Annotated in this window: 24 protein-coding genes and 1 pseudogene; 2 read left to right on the top strand and 23 right to left on the bottom strand. The window is 37.1% G+C overall.

Annotation, left to right across the window (positions count from 1 at the left end):
• Positions 1 to 74: 74 nt before the first annotated feature.
• The 17 genes from DXC23_RS01665 to DXC23_RS01585 form a co-directional block, all read right to left on the bottom strand.
• A complete protein-coding gene (locus DXC23_RS01665; RefSeq protein ID WP_117704472.1) occupies positions 75 to 431 on the bottom strand; it encodes a hypothetical protein in 357 nt (118 codons plus the stop codon).
• Between the two features lie 14 nt (positions 432 to 445).
• Positions 446 to 1,303 carry a hypothetical protein gene (locus DXC23_RS01660; protein WP_117704471.1) on the bottom strand — a complete coding sequence of 286 codons (858 nt, stop codon included), beginning with the start codon at positions 1,301 to 1,303 and terminating at the stop codon, positions 446 to 448.
• A 35-nt stretch (positions 1,304 to 1,338) separates the two neighbouring features.
• Positions 1,339 to 2,106, bottom strand: a complete 768-nt coding sequence (locus DXC23_RS01655; RefSeq protein WP_117704470.1) for a hypothetical protein — start codon at positions 2,104 to 2,106, stop codon at positions 1,339 to 1,341.
• Positions 2,107 to 2,277: 171 nt separating this feature from the next.
• Positions 2,278 to 2,712 carry a hypothetical protein gene (locus tag DXC23_RS01650; RefSeq protein ID WP_117704469.1) on the bottom strand — a complete coding sequence of 145 codons (435 nt, stop codon included), beginning with the start codon at positions 2,710 to 2,712 and terminating at the stop codon, positions 2,278 to 2,280.
• Between the two features lie 3 nt (positions 2,713 to 2,715).
• Entirely contained in the window at positions 2,716 to 4,785 is a 2,070-nt protein-coding gene (locus DXC23_RS01645; protein ID WP_117704468.1) for a type IA DNA topoisomerase, read from the bottom strand.
• A complete protein-coding gene (locus tag DXC23_RS01640) occupies positions 4,782 to 5,444 on the bottom strand; it encodes a CD1107 family mobile element protein (RefSeq protein ID WP_117704467.1) in 663 nt (220 codons plus the stop codon). The genes DXC23_RS01645 and DXC23_RS01640 overlap by 4 nt, the downstream gene beginning before the upstream one ends.
• Positions 5,425 to 5,712, bottom strand: a complete 288-nt coding sequence (locus DXC23_RS01635) for a hypothetical protein (protein ID WP_117704466.1) — start codon at positions 5,710 to 5,712, stop codon at positions 5,425 to 5,427. Before DXC23_RS01635 ends, DXC23_RS01640 begins: the two co-directional genes overlap by 20 nt.
• An 11-nt stretch (positions 5,713 to 5,723) precedes the next feature.
• The gene (locus DXC23_RS01630; protein WP_117704465.1) at positions 5,724 to 8,516 is read right to left on the bottom strand and encodes a M23 family metallopeptidase; all 2,793 of its coding nucleotides are present in this window, start codon (positions 8,514 to 8,516) and stop codon (positions 5,724 to 5,726) included.
• 11 nt (positions 8,517 to 8,527) lie between these two features.
• Positions 8,528 to 10,960 carry a VirB4-like conjugal transfer ATPase, CD1110 family gene (locus tag DXC23_RS01625; protein WP_242997379.1) on the bottom strand — a complete coding sequence of 811 codons (2,433 nt, stop codon included), beginning with the start codon at positions 10,958 to 10,960 and terminating at the stop codon, positions 8,528 to 8,530.
• Positions 10,929 to 11,378 carry a PrgI family protein gene (locus DXC23_RS01620; RefSeq protein ID WP_117704464.1) on the bottom strand — a complete coding sequence of 150 codons (450 nt, stop codon included), beginning with the start codon at positions 11,376 to 11,378 and terminating at the stop codon, positions 10,929 to 10,931. The genes DXC23_RS01625 and DXC23_RS01620 overlap by 32 nt, the downstream gene beginning before the upstream one ends.
• Positions 11,379 to 11,430: 52 nt before the next feature.
• Positions 11,431 to 12,384: a VirB6/TrbL-like conjugal transfer protein, CD1112 family gene (locus DXC23_RS01615; RefSeq protein ID WP_117704463.1), complete on the bottom strand. Its 954-nt coding sequence runs from the start codon at positions 12,382 to 12,384 to the stop codon at positions 11,431 to 11,433.
• A 36-nt stretch (positions 12,385 to 12,420) separates the two neighbouring features.
• Positions 12,421 to 12,687, bottom strand: coding sequence for a Maff2 family mobile element protein (locus tag DXC23_RS01610; RefSeq protein WP_117705047.1), 267 nt, complete (start codon positions 12,685 to 12,687; stop codon positions 12,421 to 12,423).
• A 98-nt stretch (positions 12,688 to 12,785) separates the two neighbouring features.
• Positions 12,786 to 14,654, bottom strand: a complete 1,869-nt coding sequence (locus tag DXC23_RS01605; protein ID WP_242997408.1) for a VirD4-like conjugal transfer protein, CD1115 family — start codon at positions 14,652 to 14,654, stop codon at positions 12,786 to 12,788.
• Between the two features lie 61 nt (positions 14,655 to 14,715).
• Positions 14,716 to 15,186, bottom strand: coding sequence for a PcfB family protein (locus tag DXC23_RS01600; RefSeq protein ID WP_242997377.1), 471 nt, complete (start codon positions 15,184 to 15,186; stop codon positions 14,716 to 14,718).
• Positions 15,186 to 15,470 carry a hypothetical protein gene (locus DXC23_RS01595; RefSeq protein WP_117704461.1) on the bottom strand — a complete coding sequence of 95 codons (285 nt, stop codon included), beginning with the start codon at positions 15,468 to 15,470 and terminating at the stop codon, positions 15,186 to 15,188. Before DXC23_RS01595 ends, DXC23_RS01600 begins: the two co-directional genes overlap by 1 nt.
• Before the next feature lie 47 nt (positions 15,471 to 15,517).
• The gene (locus DXC23_RS01590; protein ID WP_117704460.1) at positions 15,518 to 16,558 is read right to left on the bottom strand and encodes a replication initiator protein A; all 1,041 of its coding nucleotides are present in this window, start codon (positions 16,556 to 16,558) and stop codon (positions 15,518 to 15,520) included.
• Position 16,559: 1 nt separating this feature from the next.
• Positions 16,560 to 16,778 carry a hypothetical protein gene (locus DXC23_RS01585; protein ID WP_117704459.1) on the bottom strand — a complete coding sequence of 73 codons (219 nt, stop codon included), beginning with the start codon at positions 16,776 to 16,778 and terminating at the stop codon, positions 16,560 to 16,562.
• Positions 16,779 to 16,989: 211 nt separating this feature from the next.
• Here DXC23_RS01585 and DXC23_RS01580 point away from each other — a divergent pair, with 211 nt between their 5' ends.
• Together DXC23_RS01580 and DXC23_RS01575 are read left to right on the top strand one after the other, a co-directional pair.
• Positions 16,990 to 17,508 (top strand): hypothetical protein, encoded by a 519-nt coding sequence (locus DXC23_RS01580; protein ID WP_147329115.1) that lies wholly within the window; start codon positions 16,990 to 16,992, stop codon positions 17,506 to 17,508.
• 1 nt (position 17,509) lies between these two features.
• Positions 17,510 to 18,466 (top strand): DNA-processing protein DprA, encoded by a 957-nt coding sequence (locus tag DXC23_RS01575; RefSeq protein WP_117704457.1) that lies wholly within the window; start codon positions 17,510 to 17,512, stop codon positions 18,464 to 18,466.
• 352 nt (positions 18,467 to 18,818) lie between these two features.
• On the opposite strand, the gene DXC23_RS01570 is transcribed toward DXC23_RS01575, so the two are convergent.
• From DXC23_RS01570 to DXC23_RS01555, 6 genes and pseudogenes are all read right to left on the bottom strand, one after another.
• The gene (locus DXC23_RS01570; RefSeq protein ID WP_158552397.1) at positions 18,819 to 20,525 is read right to left on the bottom strand and encodes a recombinase family protein; all 1,707 of its coding nucleotides are present in this window, start codon (positions 20,523 to 20,525) and stop codon (positions 18,819 to 18,821) included.
• Between the two features lie 93 nt (positions 20,526 to 20,618).
• Positions 20,619 to 20,756, bottom strand: a complete 138-nt coding sequence (locus DXC23_RS12335; protein WP_158552396.1) for a hypothetical protein — start codon at positions 20,754 to 20,756, stop codon at positions 20,619 to 20,621.
• Complete coding sequence (locus tag DXC23_RS01565) at positions 20,756 to 21,340, bottom strand: hypothetical protein (RefSeq protein ID WP_242997376.1); 585 nt, start codon at positions 21,338 to 21,340, stop codon at positions 20,756 to 20,758. The genes DXC23_RS12335 and DXC23_RS01565 overlap by 1 nt, the downstream gene beginning before the upstream one ends.
• A gap of 45 nt (positions 21,341 to 21,385) precedes the next feature.
• Positions 21,386 to 21,607 (bottom strand): ParB/RepB/Spo0J family partition protein, encoded by a 222-nt coding sequence (locus DXC23_RS12585; RefSeq protein WP_242997375.1) that lies wholly within the window; start codon positions 21,605 to 21,607, stop codon positions 21,386 to 21,388.
• Complete coding sequence (locus DXC23_RS01560; RefSeq protein WP_117704455.1) at positions 21,597 to 22,355, bottom strand: hypothetical protein; 759 nt, start codon at positions 22,353 to 22,355, stop codon at positions 21,597 to 21,599. Before DXC23_RS01560 ends, DXC23_RS12585 begins: the two co-directional genes overlap by 11 nt.
• Positions 22,348 to 22,866: pseudogene (locus DXC23_RS01555) on the bottom strand (relaxase/mobilization nuclease domain-containing protein); the annotation flags it as partial. The pseudogene DXC23_RS01555 and the gene DXC23_RS01560, both read right to left, overlap by 8 nt.
• Positions 22,867 to 23,195: the final 329 nt, after the last annotated feature.

The raw sequence follows: 23,195 nt of genomic DNA, 5'->3' as shown, positions 1-23,195 counted from the left end.
AAACATTTGCACATACGGAAATATCCGTCTATAATTATTATATGCTATAAAAGTAAATTATGCAATACTTAATTTTATAAATGTAAAAATCTAAGTGCTAAATTACCTAACCAATCGCCGATATTCTCTAAAAAGTCTGCTATTGCGTTACCTAAATCGAACATAATACTAAACGACATAGCAACTAACCATACTATCGCAATTAATAATCCACCCTCAAAACCTGTAAAACTACCTTCCTGTATCCAACCTACAACTACTATCGTTCCTCCAATAGCAAATATACCGCTTCCGAGTCTAATTATATAGTGAATAGCCCCACAAAAATCGGAAAAAAATATTATTGTATATGACAATATGTAAAGCACACCCTTTAGAAGAAAAGTTAATATTAAGAAAACAATTTTAAAAGGCAGTAAAATTATTGACATATTTTGCTCCTTAATCAGTACCATCCCTCAGGTCGAACAAGGGTAGTTTTACTTTCCCAATGTCCTTTTTCGGGTTCTTCTACGGTTTCATAACCTACCAATGTATCTACCGTTTCATTACGATAACTTGCATCTTCGCCATTGATTAAATGATTATATCCGTGTTCACCTACGCAATCTGTAATATCAGCACCGCAAGTATTGCAGATAGTCCTATCGTGTGTTTCATAAATTGGCTTTTGCCAAGTATAACCTTCCTCGTCAACTACCCAAACCTTCTCAGTTTTATACTCCGCCTCGTGCCAAGTTTTGCCTTCGTGTGGGTCTTTTGTTGCAGGCTGTGTAGCCGGTGCAGGTGCAGGCTTACTTGAAGATGATGAGCCGGAGCCGCTTGACGGCTTGCTCTGACTTGAGCTGCTTGATGAACCGCCTGACGGTTTACTCTGACTTGATGAACCGCTTGAGCCTGAATTGCTTGCAGGCTTGTTTGTGCTGCCTGATGAGCCGTTGCTCTTGCTTGTCTGACCGTTGCCGGCATTGTTATTATTGTTGTTAGTCTGATTGCTGTTGTTCTGCTTGTTGTCGGTCTTTGCCACATTATGTGCATTAACTTCCGTAGCTTTTTCCGACTTCTCCGCAGGCTGTGTCTGCTTAACCTCAACAACCTTAGTTTCTTCTTCAATATGTGTATTGCCCTGACTGTCCGTCACAACCTGAGTTACGGTTTGCACAGATGTAGCAATGACTTCATCTGCAGTTGACACCTTACTGTCAGCCGTTTTACCACAGCCTGCAACTAAAATTGCAATTATTACACCAATTACAAAAATCACGCTTGCAGCTATTACAACGATTCCTCTTTTTTTAGTCATAACAATACCTCCTGACTATACAATGTATTGATGAATTATTTGCCGTTTTTTTTCTTGTATGTAAAGATTAAGGCAACAATGCCGCCTATTATTGCAACGCCAACAAAACTTAGAATTATTACTTGTGGAGTACTCATACCACTTGTAATTTCAGCCGAATCAGATGTAGCTACCTCAGCAACAGCTGCTTCTTTTTTTACTTGTGTATTGCTTTCGCTATTATCTACATATGGCTTTGCTTCTACATAGTTATAGCTTTCTTCCTGAGTAGTGGCTTGTGTTTCTTCCTGTACTGTTGTATCTTCCTTATGCTGTAATTCGTAATCGGTGTGATAACGGTCATATGTTTTTTCAATATTGCCGTTTTTGTCGGTACAAACAAACATATCCTTGTCAGCATTATATGTCCAATCATATTTACTGCCGTCTTTATGCTCCTCGTAAATATTTCCGTTTTCATCTACATCTATTTTTATATCCTCAAAAACATCTTTTAGATGTGCAGAAAACTCCTGATAAGCATCTGATACACTTATGTCACTGTTGAGAGGTTCATAATTCTCTAAGAAACTTGTTAATTCATACCTGCCCATAGATACAGTAAATGCGTCTTTCTCGTCAAGTATTGTATCTTCATCAATTCGTGATACAGATAAGTACATATCCCACATTTTATCATTGAATTCTTCCTTTGTAATGTAAACTACCTTATCATATTCAGATACAGCAGATACGCTTACAACAGATACCACAAGCATAGCTGTAATCATTAAAGCAACTATCAATTTTTTTATAATCCTCATATTTTACCTCTCCTTTGTTGATTTTTATATCTCTTTATATTTATTATATATCACAATGATATTATTGTCAAGTATAAGTTTTGCAAAAACCTTAATTTTTATAAGTGGAAATAAAAAGAGAAATAAAATCACATATATACAAAATAATTGTATAGTTTACTTTTTCGTTTGTCAATAGTTGCTTTTATTATTGCGATTTATTTGTTCTGTTTGCTGTAATTGTTGTTTTGAATTGAGTTCAGCTATTTTTCTTGCGTTTTCAATAATTTGATTTCTTGATATGAGATATGTACGCTTATTTTGATTTACTTTTTTATCAGACTCGCTTAATTCGTTGTCTAAGTTAGGCGGATTTAACTCTTTAACCTCTTTGGTTATACCGATATTATCAATATCAAGATTAATAACTTGATTTAATATCTTTGCAACATCGTCTTTGCCAAACTTACTCTCATTAATGTAAGTTTGGCAAAGAATTAGTTGAACATCAGCAGGGTATTGCTCAAGTTGCGATATAGATATATTCAATATTTCTGCTATCTCAGGCAGTAACTTTTCTTTCTCTATATCTTTATTTTCTTCCGGTATTGAGCGTTCTCGTTCCATAATTTACTTCCTGTATGATTTTTTTGTATTTAGAAAGACAAACTCTGTTTTGAAATCCGAGTTAAGTTTAATAGCAGCATCAAAGGATTTGCCTGATTTAGACTTTAATCCCTTGAGTGTGTCCGTCTTACCTTTAGTAAGCAGCTTAATAGCCTGTGCCGATGAAATGCTCTTGCCACAAATACTTTTCCATATATTGAAATCGCACTCTTTATTTTCACAAGAATATGATTTCGGATATGACAATACTTTTTGCCCACACTTAGGGCAAGTACCGACTGTTTCCCAACGGGAAAAATGTTTGCTGCTATCAACAGAGCTATAAGTCCTTACAAGATACATTACCGAATCTTCTATTTGTGCCATAAATTCATCAGCATTTGCAGTACCTTTTTCGATGTGTTGTAATACGGTTTCCCATACTGCGGTCATCTTCGGAGATTTTACATCATCTGGAACACAGTCTATGAGCTGAATGCCTTTTTCGGTCGGCAGAATTTTCTTACCATCACGCTGTATGTATTGTCGCTTAACAAGGTTTTCGATAATGCCGGCACGAGTTGCAGGAGTGCCGAGTCCCTTTTTTTCAACATTGCTGTCTTCAACATAATCGGTATTGCCGGCTGTTTCCATAGCTGACAATAAAGTAGCATCTGTATATTGCTTTGGCGGCGAAGTGAAGTGTTCTGATACGGTTGCAGGTACGGAATAATATATATCGTTACGATAAATATTATCGGAATTTTCATCTTCGTAACATGCCTTATCTTCTTCACCTTTATCTTTTGCCCTAATAGATACATCTATAAATTTCCAACCGACATTAACCGGATATGTCGATTTTGAAACAAACAGCTTATCGCTATTATTAGATTTTAATTCAGCAGTGATTGTACGATATATATAATCTTCACCTGTTGCAACACAAAGTCTGACGGCAAGCATAAACAATATATTATATTCAGCTGTAGGCAAGGACGATAAGTCATAGCTTGTTATCTGTTCGGTCGGCAGCAAAGCGTGGTGGTCTGATACCTTTGCGTTGTTGATAACTTTTGTAACATCGGTAGGTGTCTGTGGTATTTTTTCATATACACCGTAAACGCTTTCAATAAGACTTTTAGCTGTATCAGCCATATCATCGGTTATGTAGTTGCTGTCCGTGCGAGGATATGTAGCAAGCCGTTTTTCGTAAAGTGATTGTAAATAATCAAGCGTTTGCTGTGCGGTATAACCGTAAATGCTGTTTGCATCACGCTGTAAAGCCGTTAAGTCATAGAGCTTTGGAGGAGCAACAGATTTTTGTTGCTCCGTTACATCAACAACCGTAAAATCCGACTTATCAACACATTTGGCAAGTTTATCAGCTTCATATTCTGACTTAAATTCCTCAACACTTACAGCTTTAAAATCTTCACAGTCAATATCAACCTTGTAAAACGGTTCTTTCACAAAGTTTTTTACCTTGTTGTTACGGTCAACAATCATTGCAAGTGTAGGCGTTTGCACTCTGCCAACATTAAGCGTAATGCCATATCGGATTGAAAAAAGTCTTGTTGCATTAATACCTACGAGCCAATCGGCTTTAGCTCTTGCAAACCCGGCTTGATACAAAGTATCATACTCTGCATCATCTTTAAGCTCAGCAAAAGCTTTTTTGATTGCACTTGATTCAAGCGATGATGTCCAGAGTCTTTTGACCGGCTTTTTGCAACCAACCATATTATATACATATCTGAAAATACACTCGCCTTCTCGTCCGGCATCAGTCGCACATACAATTTCAGTTACATCATTTTTTAAAAAAAGATTTTTCAGCACATAAAATTGTGATTTTGTAGTTTTGTTAATTGTAAATGACCACTTATTTGGAATGATAGGTAAGTTTTCAAATTTCCATTCCGCATATTTTTTATCGTACATATCAGGATCGTCCAAAGCAACTAAATGTCCAAGACACCAACTTACAATGTATTTATCATTATATATGTAATTAACACCTTTTTGGGTTGCTCCCAATACAGTAGCTATTGTAGCTGCAACAGACGGCTTTTCAGCAACAACTAATATCATTTGTTATCCTCCGCATTGTCAGCATTGTTATCTTCGTTTATTTCCTCGTAATCAAAATCGTCAAAATCATCATCTGAGGTATCCGCATTTTTCTTAGTCGACTTACCTTTTTTGAGCTTAAAAATTGCAAAAGCTATACCGCCGAGAACGATAACACCAACGATAAGATAGATAGTAAACTGTGAATCGTCAGATGTGGCAGTACGCTCAACTTGCTCTGTTGCAGGCTGAGTAGTTTCTTGAACTGTTGCATTTGCATTAGTATCATCACTCAAGAATTTTTCAATATCTGCTGTATCAACTTCATTGAGAAAATACACATTATCTTCATTCTTCGTTTTGTCAATGATAACATAGAAAGTATCATCATCTCTCGTTTTGACAGCGATAAATTGATACATACCATTTTCCATTAAAATCTCCTGGTCTGCTGTTAAATTAGCATTGCCTGTTGTATTGCTTGACCAATTATAATCGGTGCTGTTGCTTTCATTTTCATTACTTTCAGCTGTTGTTTCTTCAACTGCTGTATTATTATCGTTATTATCATCAGCAGTTGCTTCTGCGGCATTTGCTCCGCATATGCTGACCGCTAACATTGCAACGCATAAAACAACAGCTGAGATTGCTCTTGAAATTTTACACTTCTTTTTGTTCATCGTTCTGTCCTCCTAAATCATTAAGTAATTCAAGTAATTCGTTTTGTGAAATATTACTTGCTTTAATGCGTTTAATTAACTCCAAATCATCAGACAATGTGACAACGGTGCAATCATTCTGACGAATGATGCTCATAAATTCTTTTTGCTCAATGTCTGATATTTGCTTTTCAAGTTTTTTCTTCTTTACTGACAAATCAGCAATTTTTTTGCTGATAGTATTAAGATTATCTTTCAGAGCTGCAAGTTTTTGCTTATTATCAATCAACTTCATACCTCCTAACTGTTTTCACGATAAATCAAAAATTGAGGATCAACATCGTGCCAAGACCACTCTACAATATTATATTTAATTTCAACTCTCATATGTAAATAATCTCTGTCTGCAGATGAGTTATCAACCATATTACAATGCCTGAAATTATCAACTTTTCCGATATAATCACCCGTTTTAACAGTATCGCCGACAGCAAGTCCGCTTTTTACTGTAATATTTGTATATGATACTTTAACGGTGTGCTTTTTATCTTCTTCGTAGAAAAAAGTTGCATCATTTGCTGTTATAAGTACAATAGTATGATTTGCTGTGTCAATACTATCGACTTTAGCGTCCATTACAGCATATACATTACTGCCTGTGTTTGCTGTAATGTCAATACCGTAATGAATTGTGTTGCTGCAATGATTACTTCCCCAAGTTACCATATCATAACCATAGTTATTATATATTTCTGCATCAATAAAATCACCCAACAAGGGTGAAGAATTAAACATCTGATGTAATCCGTATGTATCCGGCGTTTTACCGTTTGCATCCTGTTCAAGGCAAGCTAAAATACGATAATATTGTAATCTTTGCGTATAATCATTAGCATCAGTTGGATTTTTTTCTTTTAGCATTTTATCAATCGCATCATCAAAAGAACACAACTGTTTAACATTGGTATAGAGCTTACATTCCTTGACATATTCCTCTTGTCGAAAATCTCTTATAAGCATTCTGTTGTTTGTTGTTCTGCCAAGCCATTTTTCAGCATCTTGATGTGCAATAGCATAATTAAATGACATACCATTAACATAAAGCTGAGTTTTATGATAAAACTTTCCGTCAGCTCCTCTGAAGCCGAGATAACGATTTGAACCTGATACAATATAGTGATAAAAGCTATTAACCTTACTGCCTGACGGAAGAGTATAATCATAATTTAAGTTTTGAATATAATAACCGGATTTTGCGTAACCTTTATTGCGGTCTTTAACTTCGCCGGTGCTTAAATCAAAATGTATCGTATGGTCATTGGTAAATGGCATTAGCTCAGTTGGTGGAGCTTCATTACCAAAATCAATATATCCGTATGTAGTACCGTTATATACAGTTGTTCCGGAACCGGCACAATACCAAAATGAATGGTTGCTCGGATACACGGTAAATTGATTACAGATTTTCCAATATGACGAATTATAGTACTGAGCTTCAAAGCTATATTCTGTTTCAAACAAGTCTTGCAGTACATCATCATACTCAGATTTATATGACCATCGTTGCTTTTGGTCGCTTGCATTGTCAAAATCATAAGTATAAGCACACATAAATGCTATCAACTTATTAGCATCAAAATCATAAACAGGGTCATAATTTTGATAACGGTTTTTGCCAAAGACAAATTCAGACGGTTTATCAGGCATATTAGATGTGTCTATACCCATATTGTTTAAACCGTTTTTCCAATCATTGCCCTGACACTTAATAACATCTTGATTATAGCTGTAAGCAATATCGGTATATGTTTCAATCGCTTGTGCCATATCGTAATCTGAACAATAATAAGTGCCGAGCAGAAAGCTGCTGTTAGCCGTACAACTGCCGAACATCATAACGACTAAGCCAAAAACCAGTATTATAATCAGCAAAGGAAATGCTAAAGCTCCAAACAGCTTAGCAATAATATTCACCATTCCTTTACTAAGTTGCTTTACTTTATCTTTTGCTGTACTTTTCGGCTTAGGCTTATGACTTCTTTTCCTCATACGAGTCTGATTTAGCTTATTCTGCTTTTGCTGAAGTTTGTTTCTCCTTTTGTTTAATTTTTCGGGTCTTTTTTCAGCTTTTGAAATTTTTTGATTTTTATATGATTTTATTATAGTTTTTATTTGTCTATCAACTGTAACAGCGTTTGATATAGCCTGAACGAAATCATTGTCCTGAGCATTTTGGGCAATTTTGTTTGAAACACTGTATGCACCACGGACAGCAGCACTTTTAAGTCCTTGCAAAACGATGTTTTTAGGCTTATATAAGCGTTTTAACTTAATTTTGCTTTTATATAAGTCTTTTTGAACTTCTACTTTATCTTTCTCTATTATGAATTTACGATTAGCTTTTATGTTTTTATGCAAAATTCGTGCAATAACCCTTATTTTTTTTGCGGAAATAAATTTTGAAGAGTTTTTAAATTCATTAGAAATATTGTTCAATTTTTGCTTTTGCAGTTTTTTTGCGGACTTAAACTCTTTCTTTTTAATTTGCAGTCTGTGTTTAGCAGATTTGAATTGAGCTTTTGAAGTGGCAACAGCTTGCTTATATGCTTTATATCTTTTGCGTTGCAGTTTATGTTGAATTAAAGTTTTTCTTACTCTGTTTGCAGTTGATATAGTTGTAACGGCACTTAAAATCGCTTTACCGCTATCAATCGTATCAGCGTTATTCCTTATCTTTTGAGTAAGTCTATTGCCTGCTAACCTTGCCGAAGTAAGCGTTATCGTTTCGGCTGATAAAGCAGCTTTCCAGGCAGCACTTGTAGCAATTTTGCGTGACTTACTTACTGCCAAGAGAGAATATTTTACACTTTTGCCTTGAGTTGTATGCGGTTGTATATTTTCAATTTTTTGTGAGATTGAAAATTTCGGAACATCACCTTCAAATCTGCGATTAACATTATACAATTTATGCAAAACACCGTTTTGAACAAATGCAGGAGCATCAGCTTTCTTTAATTTAATTTGTCTGTGAAAGCCTGTACTTGTTTTAACTCTTGTAAATTCAATATGATATTCCTTACCCGTTAAACTCATTGCATTTCACCTCAATTCAAATTTGCAGGTATTTTTCGTTTTGCAGGGTCAGTATTCAAAAGTTGGAACATAATTGTATTTTCGGGGAAATCATCCTCAAAAGGTAAAATAATATCACCATAAAAAACCAATCCGTGACCCGGTTGACTACCTTTTACATATTTTATTTGTGCATCGGATATATCAAGTTTTTCTTGCAATATTTTTCTATCACCATTGGCTTGCGACAGCATATATATAAAGTCAGAATTATCAAGTATATTTGCAATTTCCGGTGATGAGAGCAAGTCTTTTACATTCTGCGTTATGCCGGTGGGCACACCGCCCCATTTTCTGAAGCGTTTCCACATTTCTACCGAATACTTCGCAGTCTGTTCATCACGCAGCAACAAATGAAATTCATCAATGTAGTAGCGTGTTGTTTTGATGTTACGATTTTCAGAAACTTTGCACCACACTTGATCTTGTATAATAAGCTGTGCGATTTTTTTAAGTTGTGAGCCAAGCTCTTTAATGTCAAAGCACACAAGGCGATTATCAATATCAACATTTGTTCTATATGCAAAAATATTCTGTGAGCCGGTAACATACATTTCAAGTGAATTAGCAACTCGGTTGAGAGTATGTACAACATCAGCTGCTTTGAATTCCTTTTGTAAATCAGCAAGTGTTGGCATATTTTCTCTGCTTGGACTGTTTGAAAAAAATCTTTGATAAAGTCTTTTCGTACATTTATCAATAGCCGAGCGTTCTTCTGCTGTTAATCCTAATTTATCTGAAACAATAAGCTCACATAAAGAGATGATGAAATCAGATTTTGTTGCAACAGGATTTTCATCTTGTAAATTGGCTGCATTAATATTTATATCAAGCGGATTAATATGATGAGGACTGTTCGATGATATTTTTACTATTTGACCTTTCAAATGTTGGACAATGGGATAATATTCTCCCTCAGGGTCGGTTATAAAAATATCATCATCTCTTGTTAAAAATATATCTGTTATTTCACGCTTTACAGCAAAAGATTTACCGCCACCCGGCACGCCTAAGTATAAGCCGTTAGGGTTTTTCAATTTTAGTCTATCAGCCAAAATCATATTTTTAGTGACCTGATTTAGTCCGTAATATGTTCCGCCTGCTTGAAATACTTCCTGCGTTGAGAAAGGTATAAATACAGCTACTGCACTTGTCGGTAAGCTTCTTGCAATCGGTACATCATTGTAGCCGATTGGCAATGACGATGCGAGTGCTTCCTCTTGCATATAATCAAGTGATATGAGTTTACAGTTGTTTTTTTGCGTAATTCTTGATAATGTTTCAAGCTGTAAATTGCTTTTTTGTTTACTCAAAGCATATTGTCTGACAGTAATTGTAATGTCAAATAAGCGTTCATTTTTACTGTTTAAATCTTCAAGTAAGCCTTTTAACTCGTTAAGATATATTTGAATTGACTCAGGCAAAATATCTGAATCATAACCTGCTTGAAAGGCTTTCTTTTGTTCATCAATTTTCATTTTTTGAACATCAGAAAGTTTACCACGCACATATTTTAAAGCTTTTATTTGGTCAAAAGGCTTTATATGGAAATTTAACGAAACAAGTCCTTCTGTTTTGTCAAGAAAATCTGCAATTATTCTGTCCGATAATTCACCGGCGAGAATATTAATTGATGTTACGCAGCCATACGCATTACCAATTTCAAATTGATTTTTACCGACAAATTTTACAGATGAAGGAGCAATAAAGTCTTTTGTATCATAACCTTTCCTAACGAGATCCCAATCGAAAAGAAAAGGTTGTGTAGTAAAAGGATTGAGCGATTTATACATACTCTCAAGTCGTTCTTCACCGCTTAGTTTGCGAGCGGATACTTTCATATCGGCAAACAGTTGAATAACTTCATTTGCTACTGTATTAAGTTTTGCTCTTGCTTCTCTTAGATTTTTAGCTTCTGTTGTGAAGGTAAGATATTTTTTAATGCTTCTACCGTTGTTTCCTCCAAATAAATTTTCAATGCGAATATTACTGTACTCTTTTCTGATGTCATTATAAGAGTCATTGACATCATTAATTTTTACATACTTAATCATTGAGTCTTTATCAATGATTTGATTTTCGTATGTATTTTGAAATTCAATGCTGTCATCGAAGTAATTGAGAATATCACACCACGAAGAAAACTTACTGCCTTTTTCGTCAAATGTTGCAAGTTGATAGTTCGTATCATAGAATTCAACAGTCTGAGAATACTTCTTACCGCCAATATGGCAAGTACCATCAGGGAGCATCGTTTTGTATGGTATCAGTGCCTGAGTTGATGCTTTTCTGTCTGTATTTTCCTTCCTCAGCTGTGACATTCTTCTTTTTATAGAATTAATATCTTCCTTACTTAATTGCTTTTTCTGATTGTTATTTTTTGTGTTTACTTGTGATTTTTTCAAATAATGTCACCTTCTTATTATCAAATACCGGAACATCAACATCTGCATTTAAAAGAATTCTTTTTAATCTGTTATATTCAATTTGATTTTCAATAGCTTTTAAAGCAGATAAAGGTTCATACTTTCGTACTCTCGGCTTTTTAAAAAATTTAATAAGCAATGCAATATATGTTTCAAAGTACATACCGTTTTTATTGAATAAAGCATACATAATCCCCGGAATAGCAAACATACCCATTGCAAATATTGCAACTGTCAAATTGTTAATTATAGCCTTGACTATAAAAAACGCAGGTAAACCACATACGAGTCCGACAGCAAAACCTATTGCTTGTCTTTTTGTAAGTCCCAAAAGGAATTTTTGCTTAATGAGTGATAAATCTTTTGGTATGTGAACAAAATTTTCCTGCACCTGCATAATGTAATTTCCTCCTCTTCTTTTAACTTGTGCCCCGATGGGGCACAAGTTATTAGTGTGCTGAAAATATTGACTTTGAAATACTTGATGTGCGAAACATCGTAAATATAAATGCAATTATAAATCCAAGAAGAATAGCCATCGTCATAATGACATCTGTACTTGACCCTGACATCATTGTGACAAGTGCGTTATTGAACAATGATTGGAATATTGCAAGTGCAACGATGATAAAAAATCCTTGAAAAGCGAGTGCTAAAATATTCCTTAGCCAATTCCTGCCTATGTCAGCCCAATCCTTGTTAAGAAATGTTGCAAATGGAATAGGGGCAATAGATAATTGCATAAATACTTCAATAATTCTCGATGCAAGCACTACGATAATTGATGCTAATAGCAAGAAAGTGACTATAATCATTACAAAACTTATTATCAGAGTTACAATTAGAGTACCTTTGTCCTGTGCCATTAATACTTCGTGAAATGTACTGCTGCTTATTAACTCATCATCAACAAAATCGCCTGTGCCAAACAAGGTTGTCAATGCATCGTTGACAGCATCTGTACCAAACGCAAATACACTTGTTGCTATATAAAAAACATTGCTTATAAGCAAAATTCCGCAGAATGTTTTAAGTATCCACCGTATAATTATTGAATCATCAACATCCTTAAAATTATTGCCGTCAACAACCATATGTATAAGCTCATAACATACAATAACCATAAGAACAAAACCGCCGATAGGTACAATCACATTATTTGACAGTGTTTCTATCGTACTCCAAATCGGAGTCAGACTTTCATTTGCAGATGTTGACCCCGTGAAAGTCGTAGGGTCACCGAGAAAAGAATTAAAAATTGAATTAATTCCTCCATCATCACCATTGTTGAGAGCACCTGACAGCATAGAATTTACAGTTTTTAAACAACCTTCAATTGCTCCGGCAAGAAATCCTCTGAACCACTCATCTATTCCGGAGATAAAGTCTTCCCAAATTCCCAAACTATCACACCCTTCTTTAAGATAACAACAGTAATATTACGAAGTCATAGCAGATGACATCATATTTTTCAAGACTGGCACAATAAGTACACCTACAGCAATAAGTGCAATACCTGCCATCAACTGTTTCATACCCTGTGATTTTGCACCCGGGTTATCATTTCCGTAACCTTCAATAAGATTTACAACACCCCAAACTCCGAGTCCTGCTCCAATGAGCGAAATAACAGCGGTAAGTACAGTTGATGTTTTGTTGATAAAATCTGTAGTGCTTACTGCAGCAAACGCTGTTACACAGCTCATAGCAATCACAACCGATACGGCTGTAACTGCGAGAATAACTTTTTTTGCATTTCTGTTTCTGCTTGATAATTTTTTCGGTTTGTTTAAATTCATACTAATCATTTCCTTTCATCTACTGTTTGAAATTCTGTATATTTTGTGCTTTTTCTAAGTTCAGCGGTATGGTTATGCTTACGCTTAACATACTTTTTTACATCAAAATAATTTTTATCATCATAATCAAACAGATATTTATAATTTTTGTGCTTTGTTATGTCATACTTGTAAGACAAAAATGGATGCAAACCTCTGATTTGCAATACGCATTGGGAGTTGTCCATTACGCTTATTTCATCTCGTGACATCAATTCTTTACCGAGTTTTTGATAATTAACTCCATAACTTTCTTGAGTTCCTCTTGTACGAGATGTGTTAAACATATAGATTGTTTCTTTTCCTAAATTATCTGATATGTCTTTTAGCGTTGTTTTTTCTTTACCACCCAAAAATAGTTCCGAGTCACAGTTACCCTCGATTGTTTCAGCATTATCTTTATACAAAGATTTTAGTTGTGATTTTGTTTGCAAAATAATACTCGCAGAAATACCTCGACTTCGTATAACAGCAATTATTTTTTCAAAATCAGGTATTTGCTTTATGTTTGCAAATTCATCAATCAAACATCGTACAGGATACTTTAATCTGCCTTTCGGAGTTTTATCAGCTTTAGTACACAGAAGATTAAAAAGCTGAGAATACATAATCGCAACCAAAAAGTTGAATGTAGCGTCAGTATCTGATACAACTATAAACAATGCAGTAAGTCTATCTCCGATAGTATCAAGCTGCATTTCGTCATAGCTTGTAATTTCAAGTATACTGTCAATACTAAACGGAGCGAGTCTTGTTGCACAGCTAATCAAGATTGATTTAGCTGTTTTACCTGCCGCAAGTTTATAGGCTTTGTACTGTCGCACAGCAAATCTGCCAAGACTTGCTCTCCAAGGCTCTACATCAATGTCAACTAAATCAGCATAGTTTTCGTTTTGTTCTTCAAACTGCTCATCTTTATCCCAATCCTTTTCAATCCACTTTTCAAGATAGTAAAATGCCCAATCGATTGCATTTTTAAAGCTATCATCATCTTCTCGGCATTCTGATGCATTGACAAAATCAATAAGCGTTTCAAAATTCCACTCATTTTCAGGACACATAGTCAGAATGAGAGCTATGTATGATGTATAAAGCAATTTCTCTGCTTTAACCCAAAACTCATCTCCGCCTTTTTGCTCGCCGGTTGTATTTGCTATCAGCACTTCAACAGTACGCAATATATCTTGCTCACGAGTTTCGGGACGAATGTATGCAAACGGGTTATAGTGCATTGATTTTTTAAAATCAATTGTATTGAAAATTTTAATTTCATACGGTTGATAACCGATAATATCGCCTTTTTGATAAATTGGTTTGCCACGCTGAAGCAATTTGCCGCAATCATTAATTATTGTGCCTTTTGGATCTGTTACAACATAACTTGAATGCATCTGCATCAGGTTAGGTTTTACATAAAAGCGAGTTTTACCTGAGCCTGAACCACCATAAACTATTACATTTTTGTTACGCTCATACTTTGGTGATTTTGCTTTATTCATTGTCAATCTTTCAGATTGTGTCAGAATGATATTATCACTTTGATTTTGCTTATCATAATAAGGAGCAATATCCTTTTCGTTTCCCCAACGAGCAGAACCGTATTCCTTGTCTTCTGCAAATTTTTTCTTATGTTTTTTCTTGTACTCAATAACTAATTTAGCAATACCTGCTACTATCGCACCAATCAGCACATCATATGGATGCAAAGAGGGCAGAGGGTTAGTTACTGCATTACCAAGGTTATCAATAAACGGGTAAGCTTTAACAGATATATCACCAACAACTGTAACTGTACGGTAAGCAAAACTGATTTTATTTCCAATCCAAAAGAACATAATTAACGGCAAAGCAAAAATAATAATTTTTCGTATCTTGCCACTATCAATATTCACACCATCACCTCCCCATATCAGACTTGTTAAGAGATTTTTCTTTTGACAAGTCTGATTGTTGTTTAGCGATAGTTTTTGCATTCTGCTTTATCTGTTCTCGATTTACAACATCGCTTACTGATTTTTTCTCAAGTTTCTTGTTGACACCAAAGACATACTCTTTAAAAGCTCTCTGAAAATTTTCGGATTTTGCACTCTCAAAGAATATGTGATATGTAGCAGGGGATGTTGACACATCTTTTTTGAGTGCATAGTCAATATCATACTTTTGAGCCGTCTTTAAAAAATCTTTGATGTTGTTTTCTGTAACTTCGATGTTCTCCAGTTTCCCAACTTTGGCAAGTTCACCGTACATTTTCCTGCCTGATTTTTTAGCCTTACCTGACAAAAAATCCTTCATAATTGACTTTAGTAGTTCAGATGTTACTTGTGATGCCTGAGTTGTAAAATCAATTACTTTTTTGACATCGTTCACTAAATCACTTCCTCATTCACAGGTTCGGGCATACGATAGATGTTTTTACCATTCTCAACTGCTTCACAAAGTGATAAGAATACTTCTGAGCATTCAGACTCATTGTTGTAAATACCAAGCATTAACGCATCAGGATTCATAACATCTTCATTGTCATCATCTGAAATAGACTCAAAAGCAACAATTGCATAAACCGTTGTTTCCTCAATCTCGCCGGAAAACATAGAGATTTTAGCCAGTTTGTCAAAATTAACAAGTTCTAAATCTTGATTTAAAATAATCATTTTTCTTTTCCTCCAAACTTGTGCCCCAATGGGGCATAAGTTAATATTCAATTTTCAAAGTCATAATTGACTTGCATATCAACATCAAGCTCCATTGTGTTGACAGCATTATATAAACAACTTCGCAAGTAATTGCGTATATTTCTAATTTGCTGTGTTTTAGATGTTTCATTGAGCTTACTCATAATGTATTCGATGTGCCCATCATCAATCCTTTCATATTGTCTTGCCACATCTGCAATGTTGATTTGCAAACCGTTAATGTTTAAAGCACAGTTATCTGCACGATGTACATATGTATCCGCAAGTAGACTAACAATTAAGTTAAGGTAATGTTGATTGTAACCCTGCGACAACAACGCATAGTATGAAATTTGTATTTCAGCCTTTTGGACATATTCCTCATATTCTTCTATCCTTCTATCAAGTTTTTCAGAAGTCGATTCTGTTGCTGTATCAGCTTGATTGATAGATGGATTAGTATGGTTTAACTCAGTATGGTTTAACTCAGTATGGATATAGGTCGAGATTTCCGATGTCCTGACATCGTTTTTATCAACTTCAAGAGGTCGATTTTTCCGACCTCTTGAGGTCGATTTCGATTTTTCAGAGGTCGATTTTTCCGACCTCTGGGATGTTGGTTCATCTTTTTGAGCCGACTTATCAGATTTTTGCTGAGTTTTTGTGCTTTTAGTAAGAGCATTAATCTTGCAGATAACTTCATCTTCATCATCCGATTTATCTATTGGCTTTGCGAAATTCATAACAAAAATTTTAGTAGGCTTACCTAATCCTTGCTTTTTGCGAATTATAAGACCAATTTTTTCAAGCTCACTAAATATACGCATAGCTTTATCTCTGCCAATATTGAGTTGCTCCTGCACAAGCTCTTGCTTGTAGTAAACAAATGTTATACCGCTTTTATCTATCCAACCGTTCTTTTTAGACAACGATGTTCTGTCAAGTAAAAAACCATACAACAATTTTGCTTCACAAGACAGAGTTTTGAATCTGTCATCAGTGAATAATATCTGCGGAACACGATAGAATATATACTGTTCGCTATCACCATAGAAAAAGTCAAACATATCACGCACTCTCACTTTCTGATTCAATCTTTTTCATTTCGCTTTTGAGAGAGCGTATTTCATCATCACCAAGATTTGCAATTAACTTTGCACAGCTCATTATTGCTTTAGTGTTCTGAGCTGTTGACAAAATTATTGAAAATAATATTTTTGACTCTACCGGATACTCCGAGTATTCTTTGTCCATCAGTTTCTTAGGTACATAAAAGCACTTTTCCATACTTATCCCAACTTTTCTTAAATACAAATTTCAATTGTTGTCTGTTATCGTTATTTTGATAAAAATAAAAAAGCCAACCTCTTTCGAGATTGACTTTAGTTAATACTTGATTATTCTGTTGTACCTCAATTCATTAATCAATATTGCAGAAGAATTTGTTAATAAATTAATTATTCCGATTGAGCCAAGAAAAATGTGGGTCAGTTCCGATGTGACTAAAGCATCAAGAATTTCGCATATCAATCAGAAGGGTTTTTGCATCTCAAAGTATGGTGATGCCGGTTACGGTGAATTGGTAAAACAAGGAAAGTACTCGAAGGAAATGCGTTTTCGTGATGAGCTAGTCGGAAAAAGTGTTGATATATTAAGGCCTTTTATACGAGAACATAAAATTACTCATATTTGCTGTGTTCCGTCACGCCGCAGCGAACTTGTAAAAGACTTTGCTGCTCGGGTAGCTAAATCACTTAAGCTTGACTTTGTTGATATTCTGGAAAAAACACCTGCAAAGCAGCAAAAGAAAATGGAAAACAGTGCCTACCAGTGTGCAAATGCATATAAATCATTTTTTGTAAAAGAAAATGTAACTGCACCACTCAATATTCTCTTGATTGATGATGTTGTGGATTCGAGATGGACATTCACCGTTTGCGGATACAGGCTGATGGAAGCAGGTGCGGAAAATATTTATCCATTTGCACTTGCCGACAGCAGCAATAGGGAGGATTAATATGAATCAGGATTCAAATGCAATTTTAACACTATGCAGCCATATCTGTGTAGGCGAAGGGGTTCGACCTCTTGAACCTAAAGAATACAGCGAACTTGCACAAAAACTGATTCGGGCAGAAAGAACTCCAAAAGACCTTTTCGACTTTTCGACCGATGACTTTAAGTCCATACTTGGTTTCAATACAGATCAAATTGCACGTGTTATACGGTTGCTGGACAGAAATGCCAGTCTGAGTTTTAAGCTTTCGCAATATCAGAATATGGGTATAGAAACAGTCACAAGAGCAGACATAAACTATCCCAAAAAGCTCAAAAAAATACTTTCAAACACTTGTCCTCCAATCTTTTATTATGCGGGTGATTTATCACTGCTTGAACGACAATACATCGGATATGTAGGAGCCAGAACAGTTACAACCGAAGATGTTGATTTTGCCATACTGACAGTCAGAAAAACAGTTTCTCTGGGATATGGTGTTGTTTCAGGCGGAGCAAAAGGCATTGATACAATTTCCGGAAAAGAGGCACTGCTTAACAACGGCTTTACCGTAGAATATTTGTCCGATTCGCTGCTGAAGAAGCTAAAGAAAAGCGATGTGGTCAAAAACATTCAGCAAGGAAAGCTTCTGCTGATGACCGTTTCAAAGCCGGATGCCGGATTTAATGTCGGTATGGCAATGATGAGAAACCGGTATATTTATGCCCAGTCCATTGGTACGGTGATAATTCATTCTGATTTAAATAAAGGCGGAACATGGAACGGTGCAAATGAAAATTTGAAGAATGGTTGGTGTACCACTCTGTGCTGGGATCATCCCTATCCCGGAAATCAGGCACTGATCAAAAATGGTGCTGTCCCAATTAATGAAGATTGGGATGGGAGAATCCCTGAACAGATTTCCAAACCCTGCACAAAAGAAAAATATGTGCAAGCATCGTTATTTGATATAATATGAACAAGTCTGGATAGGTGAGTATCTCACATAGTATAGCTATATTTTTTTCGTTTCAATTATTCATATATGGCTTATAATTATCGGTTGCTCGAGTAATCAATGTTTTACTAAATTACTTTTAGCTTCAACAAAACCGGTATTATAATATCAGAAATATGCCAAATTTGACATAAATTCATTAAGGTGTCGTCACCATTAGGTTCTTGTGCTTACCGGTGTGCAGGTTCAAGTCCTGTCACCCGCACCAGTATGAGTGTTCATAACGGATTTATGTTATGGACACTCATTCTTTTATTCAATTTCATCCGGTTTGTATGTGGTGAGCAGGTTTTGTGCCTGCTCACCTTTTGTCTTATGCGGATTTCACTGTGGGAATATACTCCACATCTACGCCCTTCCGGGTGTTGGCTTTGTAGTTTTCGTCATCTGATGACGGTAGTTCTAAGTAGCCGACAAAACGATAATAGATGACGATACGTTGAGTGTAGTTCTTTTTGCCGCCTTCTTTTTCGTACACATCAATGTGGTCAATAAGTTCCCGGAGCATTGGTGCGGTTAAGGATTCCATCTCCATAAACTTTCTGACAGCTTTAAGAAAGTCATCTTTGTTTTGCTCCATTTCACTGATTTTGGCAAGGCGCTCCTTGTACTCAAAAATCTTTGTTTTCAGTTCAAGACGTTCAACCTCGTATTTATGGGATAGCTCCATATACATCTCATCGCTCAACTTGCCCGATACATTGTCCTCATAGGTTTTGGCGAAAAGCGAAGTGAGCATTTCATTTCGGGCGGTTGCCCGATTTAGCTCTGTTTCCAAGGTTTTCTGCTCCGCCAACATATCGGCATTGGTTTTTTCGGCGAGGAGCTTTGCAAATTCTTCCTCGTGGGATTCCAAATACTTTGCTAATCTCTTTAATTCAAGCATAACGATCTGTTCGATAGCGTCGGCACGGATATAATGGCGGGTTTCGCAATTCCCACGGGTATCCTTCTTATAGTTGGAACAGCTGAAATAATGGATTTCCTTGTTGGTAGTATTCGTGTGATACCATAACTTGCTGCCGCAATCGGCACAGTAAAGAAAATCGCAAAACATATTCTTCTCGCCGTTTTCCTGTTTAGGAGCACGGCGCTTTGTCTTTACGACAAGCATCTGCACCAGCTCAAAATCATCACGGCTGATAATCGGCTCGTGAACATCCTTAAAAATAACCCAGTTTTCTTTAGGATTGTCGTAGCGTTTCTTATTCTTGTATGATTTGGAATACGTCTTAAAGTTGATGATATCGCCGCAATAATCCTGCTGGGTAAGAATCTTTGTAACGGTAGTTTTGCACCATTTATATTTGTTAGGCTGTGTGACCTTACCGCCTTTACGAATACCCTTTTCTTGCCAATACGCCATAGGAATCAGCACCTTGCGCTCCTGCAATATACGGGCAATCGTTTCGTTGCTCTTACCTTCAAGCGCCATTTTGAAGATGTCACGAACGACCTGTGCCGCTTCGGGATCAATAACCCACTTCTTAGAATTATCGGGAGATTTGATATATCCATATGGCGGCGGAGCTAACGGCTCGCCTGTGCTACCCCTGATACTATAGGATGATCGACATTTTTTGCTAATGTCCCTCGCATAAAACTCGTTCAACACATTTTTGAACGGCGCAATTTCACTTTCACCTTCGTCGCTGTCGATATTGTCGTTAACGGCGATGAACCGAACATCTCTGTCGGGAAAATAGGTGTCCATATAATATCCGACCATATCGTATCGCCGTCCGAGACGGGACAGATCTTTGACAATCACCGTTGAGATATATCCGAGGTCAATGTCCTCGATCATCTTCTGAAAACCGGGACGCTCAAAATTTGTACCGGTATAGCCATCGTCAACATAGTATCGGGTATTGGTTAGCCCATTTTCCTTTGCAAAACGTTTTAACAATTTCTTTTGATTGGCGACCGAGTTACTGTCACCTTCCACGCCGTCATCACGGGAAAGGCGGCAGTACAAGGCGGTAATGCCAGCCTTATCCTGTTTCTTTTTCGATTGCAATGTTGTCCTCCTTTCCGACAGCCGAACACACATTTTCTGCTGCCATAGTATCATTTTCCTTGGTGATTATCAAATGTGCGAAATCGCTGTTTATTATCCTTTTAACACAAGTCGGGAAAGAGGTGTTGTCCTCTTTCCGTCCTGTGTGCTTGAACGCCGCCGCACAATGTAGGTAGCGCCGTTGACTTTGTATTCGTGTTCTTCGCCGTAAAGTGATTGTATAATGCTCATTATCGTTCCTCCCTGTTGCGCTGTTTGCGTCTGTAATCGTCCTGCGCTAATTTGAGTAAGCGCTTGTAAATATCCTGCGGCGTGAAATTCTTTGGGAAATACTTGCTCAACACATCATACTGAAAACTGATTTTCTCACGCTGATTCGGTTTTTCCTCAGATATGATTTTTGATATGGTTTCGCTGTCAAGTTTGCCTGCCTGAGAGAGCTTTTTCATTTGGATTGCCTGTGAGAGCGAGAGCGTTTTGTCCTCAAGCTCAATCGCTTCAAGTAAATCCTGTTGCTTACATTCGGTTAAGTAGGATAGCTCCACACCGACGGAAAAAGCAATACGCTGTTCATCAACCATTTTGAGAATATCGGGAATGAGCTTTGTTAAACGGATATAGCGACGAATTTGTGTTTTGCTTTCGACTGTTTGTTCAGCTATAATATCTGCTGTTTCCAACTTCCGACCAACTTGGTTGGAAGTTAAGTCGGATCGATATCCCTGTCTGCTCATAGCTTCAAGTTTCATTTTATAGGCAAACGCCTTTTCCGACGGCAGAAGATGCTCCCTGTGCAGATTGCTGTCCACCAACATTATTGCTGCTTCATCTCGGCTGACGGGACGAATAAAGGCAGGTACTTATGCAAGTTCTGCCTTCTGTGCCGCACGGAAACGGCGGTGTCCAGATATGATTTCGTACTCGTCGGTTGTGTTTTCCAACGGTCGAACGATCAGCGGCGTCATAATCCCCTGTTGTTGAACGCTCTCGATTAAGCTGTTCATTTCTTCGTTGTCAGCACCTGATAAGGGTGATCTCTGAATTCGTGTAATCTGTTGATTGATATATTGGTCATCGTTCATAACTCCTTTGTTTCGTTTTATTTTGGTGACAATATTTGTACTTGTATCTGCCTTGCTCCAGCTGCTTTTCCTGTTCGATCAAAGCACGGAGTCGAGGCACTTTGTTTTCAATGCGCCCGCAGATAATGAGCTGCTTGTGCAAGGGTGTTAGCTTCTTTGTGATTTCTCTGCATTGTTCTTTTAGAGAATAATCTTCTTCAGGTGTTTTCGCTCTGCGGATTCGGTTGCGGATATGCTGCCGCTCGGTTTCATAGGTTTTGATTTGCTCGGCGATTTCCTTTCGGCAAGATACAAAATTCTCTGCGCATTTCACATTATGGTCACGGAGAAAATGGTATTCCTCAAGCGTTCGGTCGAGATTCTGTATTTCCAATCTCAATTCGGGAGATACAGGACGATAATCTCGCTTTTGCACGTTGTTGCCTGTGATGAGCTTTGCGATAGTGATGATAAGCTCAAACAGCGCCGTGATAACATCAGGCTCTGTTCTTTTCTCAAAATCTCTGATTCTCACTATCAGCGGTTGGCGCTGATAATACGATTTTGGTGTATAGAAATCCACAAAGTATTTATCCTCACGCTGAGATTGAAGCCGCCTAAGTATCGCTTCTCTGGTGTAATCCTTGCCGAGACTGCTTAATATGACAGGCTTCAGCCAGTCAGGAGCGATCACTGACGGATGCTGATATTTGAAATTCCGCACAAACTGATAGCCGAGCGAGCGAAGATAAAATTCAAAATCAAACACAGGCTAAGGCTTCATCAACATCGTGCCGCAGCATATCTTTGTGTGGTACTCGTCCGCTCTTGCGTACCCAATATGCCTTGTCGCCGCCGTAGAACGGAGCGTTTTCAAGGACAGTTTTTCCGTGCTCACGGCAGACCTCGTCGGAAATCTCACGCAGCTTGTAATGGTCGGAAATATGATTTTCAAACTTCCGTCCGGTGCGAAACGATACACTATTTACGACGATATGATTGTGAATGTTTGCCGTATTTAGATGCGTCGTCACGACAATCTCATAATCATCGCCCCACATTCGCTTGGCGGTTTCAATGCCGATTTGGTGCGCTTCTTCGGGCGTGACTTCTCCTGCCTGAAAGCTCTGATAACCGTGATACGCTACATTTCCGCCGAGCTTGCCGAAACGTCGCTTTGTGGTCATCATCTGCTCGTAAGCCCTTTTCTTCGGACAGTTTATTCCACTGACGTACATTGTTTGGTCGGTTTTGTCGCTGTTCTCAACGTAATTGAGAGCGACAGCTAAGTCATCATCAAGATATTTCGCTCGATAGTTTTATCAGGATTTTCAGCGTAATTGATAACATCTTTTAGCCGTCCTTTGACGGGCCAGAAGCCTGTTGTTGCCACGTCGTTACCTCCTTACAGATTTGCTTGGCAGAGGATTTCTCCGGCAGAAGTAGGCACTGTTGGATTTCGTCTACGACTTCAAGCAGCTTTCGTTCGGTTTCAGGTGATACCTTATCGGCAACCTCGTCACACAAACGGCAGAGCGTTTGGTAGAAATCAAAAAAGGATCAGGTTGCACCGTCCTCGGCGCATAGCCCAATGTCCTTTGTCTGATAT

The sequence above is a fragment of the Eubacterium sp. OM08-24 genome, from assembly GCF_003438075.1.
Taxonomy (GTDB): Bacteria; Bacillota; Clostridia; order Oscillospirales; family Acutalibacteraceae; genus Ruminococcoides.
The sequence above is the reverse complement of the archived record's forward strand: the minus strand, read 5'-3'. Positions and strand labels throughout refer to the sequence as shown.